This is a genomic window from Inquilinus sp. YAF38 (genome assembly GCF_052113205.1).
GTDB lineage: Bacteria > Pseudomonadota > Alphaproteobacteria > DSM-16000 > Inquilinaceae > Inquilinus.
In genome coordinates this window covers 81,908-95,489 of the sequence record NZ_JBFRCU010000002.1, presented here as the reverse complement: position 1 = coordinate 95,489, position 13,582 = coordinate 81,908, and the positions used below count along the sequence as shown (strand labels likewise).

Genomic DNA, 13,582 nt, shown 5'->3' with positions numbered 1-13,582 from the left:
GAGCCGGTCGGCGGTTTCGAGTTGGCTGTCCTCGACGCGGAGGCCCTTGCTGCTTGAGGATGCGGAAGAACTGCTCGATGGTCCAGCGGGCGCGGTACCAGTCGACGATCTGCCAGGCGGCATCGGCATCGGGGGCGGCATGGCTGGTCAGCAGGCGCCAGAGCAGGGGCTCGGCGCCGGCGGGCGCCGCCGGCTCGCTCACTTCGAGCAAGGTCAGGGTCACCTGCTTGGGGAGCGTGGACGTGCGGGGTTCCTGTGGGCGGGGGATGGTGATCGTGCCTGCCCGCACTTCGAGTTCGGCCACACGGGCGGGCCGATCGGGCCGCTCGCGAATGGCGATGGTGCGCCGTCCCAGGACCGGCCAGGGGGCCGAGACGGTATAAAGCGAGCCCCCGCCCGGCAGTTTGCGGTCATGGAAGATCCGGCCGAGCACATGGATGTGGGCCTCGGGGATCGACGCCCAGAGCGGGTAGAGGTCGGCCTCGCGATCGGCGATCATGGTCACGGTCGTGGCCGAGGACAGCACCGTCTTGGCCGCTTGAGCGGTCTCGACCCAGTGCCGCGACTCCTTCTCTGCCAACGGCCGGCGGGCATTGTTCTTCTTCGGAGCCGAAGCACCCGGCTGTGGCGGCTCGCGGCTCCACAGGCTGCCGCCGACCAGGCCGAGACACGCGCCGGTCCCGGCATCGAGCGCGATCATCGGGTGCAGCAGCAGGCCCCGGCCGACCCCTTTGCCGATCGCGCCCAGCCCGCGGTCGCGGCCTTTGCTGGTCCGGAAGTTCAGCTCGCTCGTGTCCTGGATCGCCAGGACATGCCGACCCGCAACCGCCGCTGCCGTGCCCTCGCTCCAACCGGCAACAAGGCGCTCCACCGTTACCTTCGGATGACGCAGCAGCCGGCCGAAGCGGATCTCGACCGTCTTGTTGCCCTGGGACAGACGACGCAGGCAACTCGTGCCCAATTGCACCATGCGTTCGAGGAGCAGCGCCCCCCTTTATCGAGGCGATGATCCCCAAACCGACCCAAGACCGTTTCCATGCCGCACTCCCGTCGTCGAGCGTGCGAATATAGGAATCATGAGCGCCAGTCCCGGCGCCACCCCGTCCGTGCGCCTGAGTCAACGCGACGCACCGCAAACAGACATGGCACTTATGTACATCCCCTAGCGCGAAAGCGGGGATGACGAAAGGAGGGGAGTGGCAGCCCGCCCGCGCCTACCGGTTGTACTTGGTCACGATCAGCGGCCGGGCCGGCGCCTCTTCCGGCAGCGGAACGCCGGCGAGCCGGCCGCGGATGATCGCGACCGCCTGGCGCAGCTCGGCCGCCACGTCGTGGCTCAGCACGGCATCCATGCCGCCCTCCTCCAGCAGCCGGGCGGAGTTCTCGTTCAGCTCATGGCCGATGAAGGCCGTGCTGCCGGTCATCCCGGCCTCGGCGATCGCCCGGGCGATGCCGACATTGCCGCCGGCGGTGTTGTAGACGCCGAGCGGCGCCGGCCCCGCCGCCAGGATCTCGCGCATGGTGGCGTAGGCGAAATCGGGATCGTCGCTGGAATTGATGCTTTCCTCGACCGACAGGGTCGGGAATTCGGTACGCAGCACGCGGCGGAAGCCGATCTCGCGCTCCTCCTGGCAGCGATAGGGCGCGCTGGCGACCAGCACGATCCGCCCCGGGCGCCCGCCGGTCAGCCGGCCCATCAGCCAGGCGGCGGTCGACCCCGCCCGCTCCTGGTCCATGCCGACATAGGCGATGCGGCCGGATCCGGGCAGGTCCGTGGTCAGGCAGACCACTGGCTTGCCGTCCGCGGCCTGGACCGCCCGGTTGATGGCGAAATGCTCGCGCGCCACCAGCAGCAGCCCGTCGCAGCGCGACAGCATCGCCGAGAGGTGCTCGGCGAAGTCCGGCGGGTCGACCTCGGCCGTCGGCTGGGTGAAAATCTCCAGGCCCAGCCCCGGATCCTCCGCCGCGACCCGCTCCAGCGCCTGGACCAGGGTGGCGGTGAAGGTCTGGCCCGAATCGCAGGCGAAGCCCAGCCGGATCGACGGCGCCGCGGCCGCGACGGACGGGCCCTGCCGCCGCTCCAGCGCGGCCAGCACCGCCTGCGCCTTGTCCGCGGCCACGCCGCCGCGGCCGTTGACCACGCGGTCGACCGTCGCGGTCGACACGCCGGCCTCTGCCGCGATCTCGGCGATGGTGGGGCCCTGCCAGCTGCCGCGCCGCATCCAATCCCCTCTCGTTTGATGGCTTAAGCATCAATACGGATTTGCGCCTGCAAGGTCAAACTGAACCGGGGAGGCCCTGTTCGGCTGGCATGTGCAATTGCCGTTGACAGATTTTCAATCATATGGCTTCCATCATCAGCATCGAAACGAAGCAATCTGATTGTTAAACAATCAAAGTGGTGACGGGATGGAAACGGATGTCGTCGTGGCGCTGAACCACATGGTGGCGCCGGCCCTGGATGTGCCGCGGTTCTTCGACCTCGCCGCCGGCCTCGGCTGCCGCGGCGTCGAGATCCGCAACGATCTCGGCGACGGCATGGTCGCCGGCGGCCTGGCGGCGGAGGCGGTGGCGCGGCTGGCGGCGCAATGCGACCTGACCATCCTGTCGATCAACGCGCTGCAGCGCTTCAACGACTGGACCGAGGCGCGGGCCGAGGAGGCGCGGGCGCTCGCCGACTATGCCGGACGCTGCGGCGCCCGGGCGCTGGTGCTGGTGCCGGTCAACGATGCCGGCTGGCAGACGCCGCCGGAGGAGCGCCGCGCCGGGCTGCGCCGGGCCCTGTCGGGCCTGGCGCCGATCCTGGCCGGGGCCGGCATCCTCGGCCTGGTCGAGCCGCTCGGCTTCGAGATCTGTTCGCTCCGCTCCAAGCGCGAGGCCGTGGCGGCAATCGACGAACTCGGCCTCGGCGACCGGTTCCGGCTGGTGCACGACACCTTTCACCATCACCTGGCGGGAGAGCCGGACCTGTTTCCCGAACGCACCGGGCTGGTCCACATCTCGGGGGTGGAGGACCGCGCGGTGCCGCTGGCGGCGTTGCGCGACGCGCATCGCGTGCTGGTCGGCCCGGCCGACCTGATCGGCAATCTGGGCCAGATCCGGGCACTGCGTGCCGGCGGCTATCGCGGCCCCGTCTCCTTCGAGCCCTTCGCCGCCGGCGTCCATGCCGATCCCGACATCGCCGGCGCGCTGCGGGCCAGCATCGACCATCTGGCCGCGGCGCTGGCGTGAAAGCCTCCGAATGATAGAGATCTCTCAGTGAAATCCGCGAGTCTGTGAGGGAATTTGATAGATTCTATCATGGGCTGATTGAGCTGTCCGGCGGCGCGGTCTAGCGTCACCGGACACAGAACCCGGCACGAACCGGACGAACCATGGGAGGACGCCTGATGAAGAGAACCCTGATCGCCTTCGCCGCCGCCGCTCTGCTGTCGCTGCCCGCTGAGGCCGCGACCAAGATCGGCGTGTCGATGGCCCATTTCGACGACAACTTCCTGACCATCCTGCGCAACGCGATGACCGAGGAGGCCAAGGCGAAGGGCGCCGAGATCCAGTTCGAGGACGCCAAGGGCGACATCGGCAACCAGACCAGCCAGATCCAGAACTTCATCGCCTCCGGCGTCGACGCCATCATCGTCAACCCGGTCGACACCTCGGCGACGCCGCAGATGTCGCAGCTGACGGTGGAGGCCAAGATCCCGCTGGTCTTCGTCAACCGCAAGCCGGCCGGCGACACCCTGCCCGCCGGGGTGGTCTTCGTCGGCTCGGACGAGCTTCAGTCCGGCACGCTGGAGATGGAGGAGCTGGCGCGGCTGGCCGGGCACAAGGGCAATGTCGTGGTCATGGTCGGCGAGCTGGCGACCAATGCGGCGCAGCTGCGCACCAAGGATGTCGAGGACGTCGTCGCCAAATATCCCGACATGAAGATCATCGAGAAGCAGACCGCGAACTTCCAGCGCAACGAGGCCATCGACCTGATGACCAACTGGCTGACCGCGGGCACCGACTTCACCATCGTCGCCGCCAACAATGACGAGATGGCGGTCGGCGCCATCCTGGCCATGCAGCAGGCCGGCAAGGATCCGAAGCCCTATCTGATCGGCGGTGTCGACGCGACGCCGGACGCGCTGGCCGAGATGGAGAAGGGCAATCTCGACGTCACCGTGTTCCAGAACGCCCGCGGCCAGGGCCGTGGCGCGGTCGAGGCGGCGCTGAAGCTGGCGGCGGGCGAGAAGATGGATTCCTGGCAGTGGATCCCGTTCGAGCTGGTGACGCCGGACACCATGAAGAAGTTCTCGCAGTAAATCCGCGATCCTCGACCGAGGTCCGGGGGCGCCCGCGCCCCCGGGGGAAAGGCGTCCGCCATGACTGCCGCCGTCACCGCCCTGCGCCGGCCCGACCCTTCGCCCGCCGACTGCCTGCTGGAGGTGGCGAATGTGCGCAAGGCGTTCCCGGGCGTCGTCGCCCTCGACGACGTGTCGTTCCGGCTGCGCCCCGGCACCGTGCACGCGCTGATGGGCGAGAACGGCGCCGGCAAGTCGACGCTGATGAAGATCATCGCCGGCATCTACGCGCCGGATGCCGGCGAGATCCGGCTCAAGGGCCGGCCGGTCGTGCTGCCGACGCCGCTGGCGGCGCTGGAGGCCGGCATCGCCATGATCCATCAGGAGCTGAACCTGATGCCGTTCATGACGGTGGCGGAGAACATCTGGATCCGGCGCGAGCCGAAGAACCGCTTCGGCCTGATCGACCACGGCGCGATGCGGCGGCGCACGGCGGCGCTGTTCGCCCAGCTCGCCATCGACATCGACCCGGAGGCGGAGGTGCGCAGCCTGACCATCGCCAGCCGGCAGATGGTCGAGATCGCCAAGGCCGTGTCCTACAACTCCGACGTCCTGATCATGGACGAGCCGACCTCGGCCCTGACCGAGCGCGAGGTCGACCACCTGTTCGCCATCATCCGCACGCTGAAGGCGGCCGGCAAAGGCATCGTCTACATCACCCACAAGATGAGCGAGCTGGCGGCGGTCGCCGACGAGGTCTCGGTGTTCCGCGACGGCCGCTTCATCGGCTCCGGCCCCGCCGCCGAGCTCGACCGCGAAGCCATCATCCGGATGATGGTGGGGCGCGAGCTCGGCCAGATGTATCCGAAGCTGCAGGCCGAGATCGGCGCCCCCGTGCTCTCAGTCGAAGGCCTCGGCCTCGACGGCGTCTTCGCCGATATCGGCTTCGAGCTGCGGGCCGGCGAGATCCTCGGCGTCGCCGGCCTGGTCGGCTCCGGCCGCACCAATGTGGCCGAGGCGCTGTTCGGCGTCACCCCGGCCAACGCCGGCACCATCCGGATCCGGGGCGAGGCGGTGCGGATCGGGTCGCCGGCCCAGGCGATGGCCGCGGGCATGGCCTTCCTGACCGAGGACCGCAAGGAGAGCGGGCTGTTCCTGGCCCTGCCGGTGCTCGAGAACATGCAGATGGCGGTGCTGCGCGACCGCTACGTCAAGGCCGGCTTCGTCGCCCAAGGCGCGATCGCCCAGGCCTGCCAGGCCTGGCGCACCACGCTCCGGATCAAGACGCCGGATCTGCAGGAGCCGGCGCTGAACCTGTCCGGCGGCAACCAGCAGAAGGTGCTGATCGCCCGCTGGCTCCTGACCAAGCCGCGCATCCTGATCCTGGACGAGCCGACGCGCGGCATCGATGTCGGCGCCAAGGCGGAGATCTACCGGCTGATCTCGGCCCTGGCGCAGGAGGGCGTCGCAGTGCTGATGATCTCGTCCGAGCTGCCGGAGATCCTCGGCATGAGCGACCGGATCATGGTCATGCACCAGGGCCGGGTTACCGGCATTCTCGACCGCAGCGAGGCCGACCAGGTGAGCATCATGCGGCTGGCCTCGCACTGAGGCCGCCGCCCGCGAGACAAACGAGAGCCGGCCGGGCGCCGGCCGGGGAGGACAGGATGAGCGCGACCCAGGTCTCCACACCCCAGATCGAGCCCAGCCGCCGCCGGTTCCGCATGCCGGTTGAGGCCAGCATCTTCCTGGTCCTGGTGGGCATCTGCGTGCTGTTCGAGGCGCTCGGCTGGTACGTCCGCGGCCAGTCCTTCCTGGTCAACCCGCAGCGCCTGCTGATCATCGTGCTGCAGGTCTCGATCGTCGGGCTGCTGGCGGTCGGCGCGACCCAGGTGATCATCACCTCCGGCGTCGACCTGTCGCCCGGCTCGGTGCTGGCGCTGGCCGCCATGGTGTCGGCGACCTTCGCCCAGGGTTCGAGCTTCAGCCGCGTCATCTTCCCGGCCCTGACCGACATGCCGGTGGTGGTGCCGTTGGCGGTGGGCCTGCTGGTCGGCGGCGCGGCCGGGCTGGTCAACGGCGCGCTGATCGCCAAGACCGGCATCCCGCCCTTCATCGCCACGCTCGGCATGATGGTGGCGGCCCGCGGCGCCGCCCGTGCCTATACCGACGGCGCCCCGGTCTCCGGCCTGCTGCCGGCCTTCACCTGGATCGGCCAGGGCAGCCGGCCGGTGATCCTGTTCCTGGTCGTGGCGCTGATCTTCCACGTGGCGCTGCGCTACACCCGCTACGGCAAGTTCACCTACGCCATCGGCGCCAACCCGCAGGCGGCTCGGGTCTCCGGCATCGATGTCGGCCGGCATCTGATGCTCGTCTACACCATCGCCGGCCTGCTGGCCGGTCTGGGCGGCATTGTCATGGCGGCGCGCAACGGCAGCGGCCAGGCCAATATGGGCACCGGCTACGAGCTCGACGCCATCGCCGCGGCGGTGATCGGCGGCACCAGCCTGGCCGGCGGCGTCGGTCGCATCACCGGCACCGTGATCGGCACGGTGATCCTGGGGGTGATGACCAGCGGCTTCACCTTTCTCGGCATCGACGCCTACTACCAGGACATCGTGAAGGGCGGCATCATCATCGCCGCCGTGGCCGCGGACCAGTATCGCCAGCGCCGCCGTCGCAGGGCCTGAAAGCAAGGGGAGGGGGCAGGGGAATGCAGCGGCTATTGGTGCTTCAGTCGCTCTGGGCGATGGAGCGGCGCCACACCGACGGGTTCGAGCGCACGGTCGAGGCCAATGTCGAGATGATCGCCGGGGCCGGCTTCGACGGCATCAGCACGCCCTGGACCGACCGGGATCTGGTCCGCCGCATGGCGGGCGGCCTGCACTCCGGCATGGTCGCCGAAGGCGTGTGCTTCCCGAAGACYGTCGACGAGCTGAAGCCGGTGCTGGAGATCGCGGCGCAGTTCCCGGTGCACCACATCAACCTGCAGCCGGATGTCCGGCCGCGGCGGCTGGAGGAGTGCGTGAAGCTGATCGAAGGCTGGCGCCGCCTGGCTGAGCAGGTGGAGTTTCCGGTGCTGATCGAGACCCATCGCGACCGGATGACGACGGATCTGTACTTCACCCTCGACCTGCTCGACCGGTTCCCGGGGCTGCCGCTGCTGGCCGACCTGTCGCACTTCCTGGTCGGGCGGGAATTCGCCTGGCCGGTGTCGGACGAGAACCACGCCCTGATCCACCGGATCCTGGAGAATTCCTGGGCCTTCCACGGCCGCGTCGCCTCACGCGAGCAGGTGCAGATCGAGATTTCCTTCCCGCACCACAAGCCCTGGGTGGACCTGTTCCTCGACTGGTGGGGCCATGGCTTCCGCAGCTGGCGCCGCCGCGCCGCGGCGGACGCGACGCTGTCCTTCACCTGCGAGCTGGGGCCGCAGCCCTATGCCATCACCGGCCGTGACGGCAACGACACCACCGACCGTTGGGCCGAATCCCTGACCCTGGCCGGGCTGGCCCGCGACCTCTGGGCCGAGACCGCCCGGGGGTAGCAGGCCGCACCGAGCGGAGGGGCCGATACGGTGTCAGACCGGCGAACCCCATAAAAGGTCGTCATTGCGAGCGCAGCGAAGCAATCCAGGGCCAGTGCGAACCGGTCCCTGGATTGCTTCGTCGGCTTTGCCTCCTCGCAATGACGGTTCGTTGGGCGGAGAGGGACGGGCCGATCACGAACTCGTCGGTGTCAGCCGGTCGCGGCCATGGCGTTCTTCTGCCAGGAGGACAGCGATGTCAGGGTCGCACCGGCCTGCGCGGCCAGAAGCTTGTCGAGTTCCGCCGCGATCCGGGCCAAGCCGGGCACGTCGGCGGACCAGGATTTGATCCAGCCGATCATCGCCCCGGCCAGGTCGGGGCGCTGCTCGCGCAGCAGCGAGGCGACGGCGCATTCGATCTGAAGCGCCTGCTCGACGACCGTCATCGCGCGCGGCGGCAGGTCCCGCATGCTGCCCAGCGACGTCTCGACGGGCTGGCGCAGCGGCAGGTGGATTCGGGTGCCGCCCGTTGCAGGGGGGGCGTCGAAGAAGAAGGCCGCCGGCTGCGGCCCGTCGGGCGCGGTCATGGCGATTGCCTGGAACCGGCCGTCCACCTCATCGGTGAACACGGTCAGGCTGGCCGTCGTGCTGTCGCGGTAGTCCAGATTGAAGGTGGCATAGCCGTCGGACTGGATCCGGCGGGCCGCGATCACCAGCTCGGTCCGGCGCAGGGTCCAATCGAGCCGGTCCGGGATGCGCAGCACGTCGGCGCAGACGGTGACCAGAGGGGGGTCGAGATCGGCGGCCCGAAGCGCCGCACAGATCTCGCCGAGATCCAGATGCATGGCGCGGAACGCCGCTTCGTTAGGACCGATCGCCCGGCTTGAGACACCGGCGATGCCGCTGCGGGTCTCGATGGAGTTGAACAGCGCGGCCAGCCCGTCTGACGCGGCTTCCCTCTTAGGGGCGATACTGTTGTGCATGAAGGCCTCCAATTTTTTCGGCCGCCGCCCGCGCACTCCAGTCATACGACAATATTCCGCCGATATCGCCGGGGAACTTGGCGCAATATTGCACGGCTCAGCTTATGTTTCTGTATAGCCGCCGCAATGTTCAGCACTGTGACTGGGGTATGAACCACCATTCGCACTGGACGAGATAGCGAATGACTGGCGGCCATCGGAAGCGACAGCCGGTTTCGACCGCATCGATCGAAGGCCGCCTCGGTCGAGGCCGAAGCGGGGCCTGGCGCCGCCCCGCGGGCTCAGACGGCGACCTGCCCCCGGGCGCAGCGGCGGCGCAGCAGCACCGCCGAGGTCTGCTGCTGCAGGCCGATGGTCAGCAGCACCAGGTTGTCCCGGGCGATCTCGGAATAGAGCGCCGCCAGCGTCACCGGCACCGAGGCCGAGGTCATGTTGGCGTATTCGGTCAACGTCGACAGGTACTGGCCCGGCCGGATCGCCTCGGCCCAGGCGCCGCTCAGCACCGACGAGGCCTGGTGCGCGATCAGCGTGATCTCGTCGGCCGCCAGCCCGTTGCGGCGCAGCAGCCGGTCGACGATCCGCGGCGGGATCTTGGCGCCGTACTCCTCGTACGACGCGGCCCCCTCGTCGCCGATATACATCAGCGGGGTGGTGAAGCTCTTGGCCAGATAGGGCGGCGGCGGGTCGATCGTGCCGGCCGGCCGGGCGCTCATATGCATGGCGCCGAAATAGCCGGTGTCGGTGTCGGTCACCACGTCGACCAGGGCGAAGCGCTGCGCGTCGTCGCTCACCGCCATCACCGCCGCGCCGGCGCCGTCGGCGGCGCCGATGCAGGTCGCCTCGTGATAGCTGACATGCCGGCTCCAGTTGCAGCCGCAGACGACCAGCGCGTTGCGCAGGCCGCGGCCGGTGCGGATCAGCGCCTCGGCCAGGACCAGCCCGTCGTTGAAGATGGTGAACTCAGTCCCCAGCGGCAGCACCTGGCAGCGCGGCGGCAGGTTCAGCGTCTGGTGCAGCGCCACCAGGTCGTTCGGGCTGATGTAGTCGGCCACCGAGGCGGCGCCGACCAGCAGGTCGATGTCGCCGGCGCCCAGCCCGGCATCGACCAGGGCGGCGGCGGCGGCCTCGGCCATCAGCCCGATCAGGCTCTGGCCCGGCGCCAGGATCCGGCGCTGGTCGAAGCCCTGGAACAGGTCGGTGTGCGGCGGCGGGTTGGCCTTGATCCAGTCGAAGACCGGCGCATCGTTGGTGCGGACCTGCTCCGGCACCGCGAAGCCGACGCCCTTGATGCGGGCGGTGTTGTCAACCATTCACCAATCCTTCCGCGAAGCCTGGAGTGCGACGGGCATGTTCAGGCCTGCGGCGGGGTGCGGTAGTAGGGCGGCACCTCGGACCGGTCGATCTCCAGCACGATCACCTGCGGCCGGCGGTACAGGTCGGCCTGGCCGATCGCCTTGGTCAGGGCGGCGTGCAACTGCCCGGGGTCGCGCACCGTGTAGGTGGTGGCGCCCAGCCCCGTGGCGAAGGCCGCCAGGTCCGGCGCGCCCAGCTCGTAGTAGTCGGTCCAGGACGGCTCGGGCGGCTGGGGGAAGAAATGCGCGTTGCCCTGGCTGACCATGGCCAGGTCGTTGTTGTCCATGACGATCCAGACGGCGCCGATGCCGTAGCGCGCGGCGGTCGACACCTCGCTGCCATGCATCAGGAAGGCGCCGTCGCCGGTGATCGCGATGCAGGTCCGGTCCGGCGCGCCGAGCTTGCCGCCGACCACGGCGCAGGTGCCGAAGCCGAGCGGCCCGGTGTCGAGCGACAGATGCAGCTGKGTCGGCGGGTCGATCGCCAGGTCGTTCAGCGTCCAGCCGACGCAGTTGGCGCAGTCGATGAAGATGTGGCTGCCGGCCGGCACCACCTCGTTGATCACCCGCATCGCCGATTGCGGCAGGATCGGGCTGGCCTGGGATTCGCGCTTCTCCGGGTCGTACCACGGCGCGTGGTTGTCCCGGATCCAGCTGACATATTTCTTGCGCTCCGCCACCGCCGCCTCGTCCGGCTGGCGCCGCGCCGCCAGCTCGCACAAATCGTCGATGAACTGGCCGAGCTCGCTGACGATGCCAAGCTCGATCGGGAAGACGCGGCCGATCACCGCCTGGTCGGCATCGACCTGGATCAGCGGCCCCTGCGGCAGCAGGGCGGTGTTCCAGTTGCCGGTGGCGAGGTTGCCCAGCACCGACCCCATCACCATCAATGCGTCATAGGCCGGGCCGCCGCCGGCCGCGGCGAGATACAGGCCGGGCCAGATGCAGCCGGCCAGGCCGGTGTTGCGCAGCGACAGCGGGTGGGTCTCCGGGAACAGCGCCTTGCCGTCGGGCGAGGTCATCACCGGGATGCCGAAGCGCTCGACGAAGGCGATGAACCTGTCGCGCCGCTCACCCTGCATCGCGAACCGGTTGCCGTTGCCGAGCATGATCAGCGGCCGCTTCGCCCGCAGCAGCAGGTCCAGCGCCTGATCGGTGCGGGCGCGGTCGCTGGCCTGCGGCACGGTGCGGTAGTTCCGCCAGCTCGCCGGGAACGCCACCGGCTTGGTGGGCGTCTCGTTCGAGACGTCGACCGGCAGGCTGATATGGGAGGCGCGGAACGGGATCGATAGCGCGTCGCGCAGCGCCTGGGTGAACAGGGTGGCGAAATCGTCCGGGCTGGCGATCATGGCGCTGTACTGCACCGAGGCCTGGTACACGGCGTCGACATTCAGCGTGCCGTCGACGCCCTGCTGCAGATAGCCCTTGCCGAAATAGCTCTCGGCCACCTCGCCGGTGATGGCCAGGACGGCGGAGTGGTCGGCCTGGGCGTTCATCACCCCGGTCAGGGCGTTGACCGCGCCCGGGCCGGTGGTGGCCAGGACCACGCCCAGCCCCCCGGTGACGCGGTGCAGCCCGTCCGCCATGTAGGCGGCGCCGGTCTCGTGCCGGCAGACGATGTAGGTGAACTCGTCCTCGCGCAGCCGCAGATCGTTCAGCAGATACATGATGCCGCCGCCGGGGATGCCGAACAGGTAGCGGACATCCTCGAGCTTCAGATAGTCGAGCAGCAGCTGCGACACCGTCCGGTCGGTCACTGTGCGGTAGTAGGTCGTGCTCTGCTGCAGCATCGCGGGAACTTTCGGGACAAGGGACGGGAGATCAGGCGGCGGAGGCGGGGCTGAAGTCCGGGGCGGTCAGGCCGAAATGCCTGGTCAGCATCATCTCGGCGGTCTGCAGCGCGCCTTCGACCCAGCCCTGATAGGTCGAGTAGGATTCGCCGCAGATATAGACCTCCTCGTCGAGCACCGGCTTGACGATCAGCGGCATCACCGCCGCGGTGTCGACGCCGATGTTCCAGGAATGCCAGCCGCCGCCATAGGGGTCGTCGCCCCAGTCGCGGAAGGCGGCGGCATAAGGCTCCGGCGCCTCCGCCACGCCATGCACTTCCTTCAGCTGGCGATGCGCCTCGGCCACCATCAGCGCGCTGATCCGGTAGACGTCGCCCAGCTTCGGCTCGGCGCCGGTGACGAAAGGATTGTGGCGGCCCTCGAAGGGCGGCCCGCTGTCGCGCACGCCCTCCCAATAATCGACCGAGATACCATCGGTATAGGCCGCGACCAGCAGCGAGTTGTGGTTCCGCGGGTCGCCGCCGGGCATGTCGCCTTCGGTCTCGAAATAATAGATCTGGCGCAGCGGCAGGTCGGTGACGGAATCGCCCGAGGTCAGGCCCAGCTGGTGCCACCAGGGCTGCGGATAGGCCAGGGCGAATTTGTACAGCGCCTGGCCGGTGACGGTGGCCAGCAGCTCGGCCACGCCGGGCTTGGCGAAGAACTCGCTCGGGCCGGCCCGGTCCAGCGGATGCTCGGCGATGCGGTCCAGCGACCGGCGCGGCATCGCCAGGATCAGGCGGCGCGCCAACACGACATGGTCACGGCCGATGCCGTGGTCATGGATGGTCAGGGCGTACAGCCCGTCCTCGCGCCGGCTGAAGGCGATCAGCTCCCGCCGCAGATGGACATGGCCGCCGGCCGCCGCGAACTGGTCGCGCAGGCGCCAGGGCAGGGCCTCGTACCCCTCCGGCAGGTGGACATACGGGGTCTGGTCCGGCGGGATCGACCAATCCTCCATGTACCAGGGGATGGCCTCGGCGGCGTTCCAGTTGGTCAGCACCGTGTTGAAGCCGCCGCCGGCGAGGGCGAGGTTGTAGGCCTCGACGCTCAGCAGGTTCAGCAGCACCTGCCAGAAGCCGTGCTGGCGCAGCGGGAAGCCGTTCAGGGTGGCAGCGGCGCAGGCGGCGCGCAGCTCCGCACTGCTCATCTTGGTGGCGCCGGGGATGATCGTCTCGATCGCCTGCACCACCAACTGCGACGGCGACTTGCCGCGCTCCTGCTCGGTCAGCCAGTACGGCACCGTCGCGGCGTCGGTATACTGATGGACCTGGAAGCGGTGGCTGCGCAAATAGGCCAGGTTCTGGGCCCCGCCCATCGGGAAGGGCTCGGTCTGGAAGCCCAGATGCTTGACCAGCCCCATGACCAGCAGCTGCGTGGTCATGATCCGCATCCCGCCCAGCTCGGCCGGCACATGCGGCATGCCGGGCAGGCGGACGGTGTCGAGCCGCCCGCCGATCCGGTCGCTCATCTCGAACAGGTGGATGCCGGCCGCCGGGATCTTCGAGTCCGGCGCGGTGGCCAGCCGCCAGGCGCTGTACACGCCGCCCATGCCGCCGCCGATGATCGCACAGTCGATCACGCTGCCGATGTCTGCGCCCATGATCAT

The 13,582-nt window shown here is 69.2% G+C and carries 10 protein-coding genes and 1 pseudogene; 5 read left to right on the top strand and 6 right to left on the bottom strand.

The window, feature by feature from the left end; all coding sequences use genetic code 11:
• Positions 1–106: 106 nt before the first annotated feature.
• Positions 107–970: pseudogene (locus AB4Z01_RS01460) on the bottom strand (IS4 family transposase); the annotation flags it as partial.
• Between the two features lie 244 nt (positions 971–1,214).
• Positions 1,215–2,222, bottom strand: a complete 1,008-nt coding sequence (locus tag AB4Z01_RS01455; protein WP_441689757.1) for a LacI family DNA-binding transcriptional regulator — start codon at positions 2,220–2,222, stop codon at positions 1,215–1,217.
• Between the two features lie 187 nt (positions 2,223–2,409).
• Between AB4Z01_RS01455 and AB4Z01_RS01450 the strand changes: the two genes are divergently transcribed.
• From AB4Z01_RS01450 to AB4Z01_RS01430, 5 genes are all read left to right on the top strand, one after another.
• Positions 2,410–3,231 carry a TIM barrel protein gene (locus AB4Z01_RS01450; protein ID WP_441689755.1) on the top strand — a complete coding sequence of 274 codons (822 nt, stop codon included), beginning with the start codon at positions 2,410–2,412 and terminating at the stop codon, positions 3,229–3,231.
• Between the two features lie 158 nt (positions 3,232–3,389).
• Complete coding sequence (locus tag AB4Z01_RS01445) at positions 3,390–4,304, top strand: sugar ABC transporter substrate-binding protein (RefSeq protein ID WP_441689753.1); 915 nt, start codon at positions 3,390–3,392, stop codon at positions 4,302–4,304.
• A gap of 60 nt (positions 4,305–4,364) precedes the next feature.
• Positions 4,365–5,894, top strand: coding sequence for a sugar ABC transporter ATP-binding protein (locus tag AB4Z01_RS01440; RefSeq protein ID WP_441689751.1), 1,530 nt, complete (start codon positions 4,365–4,367; stop codon positions 5,892–5,894).
• A 56-nt stretch (positions 5,895–5,950) separates the two neighbouring features.
• On the top strand, positions 5,951–6,973 hold the full coding sequence (locus AB4Z01_RS01435) for an ABC transporter permease (RefSeq protein WP_441689749.1): 1,023 nt from the start codon (positions 5,951–5,953) through the stop codon (positions 6,971–6,973).
• A 23-nt stretch (positions 6,974–6,996) separates the two neighbouring features.
• Positions 6,997–7,830 carry a sugar phosphate isomerase/epimerase family protein gene (locus AB4Z01_RS01430; RefSeq protein ID WP_441689747.1) on the top strand — a complete coding sequence of 278 codons (834 nt, stop codon included), beginning with the start codon at positions 6,997–6,999 and terminating at the stop codon, positions 7,828–7,830.
• 191 nt (positions 7,831–8,021) lie between these two features.
• On the opposite strand, the gene AB4Z01_RS01425 is transcribed toward AB4Z01_RS01430, so the two are convergent.
• From AB4Z01_RS01425 to AB4Z01_RS01410, 4 genes are all read right to left on the bottom strand, one after another.
• Positions 8,022–8,792, bottom strand: coding sequence for a hypothetical protein (locus AB4Z01_RS01425; protein ID WP_441689745.1), 771 nt, complete (start codon positions 8,790–8,792; stop codon positions 8,022–8,024).
• Between the two features lie 281 nt (positions 8,793–9,073).
• A complete protein-coding gene (locus AB4Z01_RS01420) occupies positions 9,074–10,102 on the bottom strand; it encodes a 3-oxoacyl-[acyl-carrier-protein] synthase III C-terminal domain-containing protein (RefSeq protein ID WP_441689743.1) in 1,029 nt (342 codons plus the stop codon).
• Between the two features lie 41 nt (positions 10,103–10,143).
• Positions 10,144–11,934 carry a thiamine pyrophosphate-binding protein gene (locus AB4Z01_RS01415; RefSeq protein WP_441689742.1) on the bottom strand — a complete coding sequence of 597 codons (1,791 nt, stop codon included), beginning with the start codon at positions 11,932–11,934 and terminating at the stop codon, positions 10,144–10,146.
• A 31-nt stretch (positions 11,935–11,965) separates the two neighbouring features.
• Complete coding sequence (locus AB4Z01_RS01410; protein WP_441689740.1) at positions 11,966–13,576, bottom strand: flavin monoamine oxidase family protein; 1,611 nt, start codon at positions 13,574–13,576, stop codon at positions 11,966–11,968.
• Between the last annotated feature and the right edge of the window lie 6 nt (positions 13,577–13,582).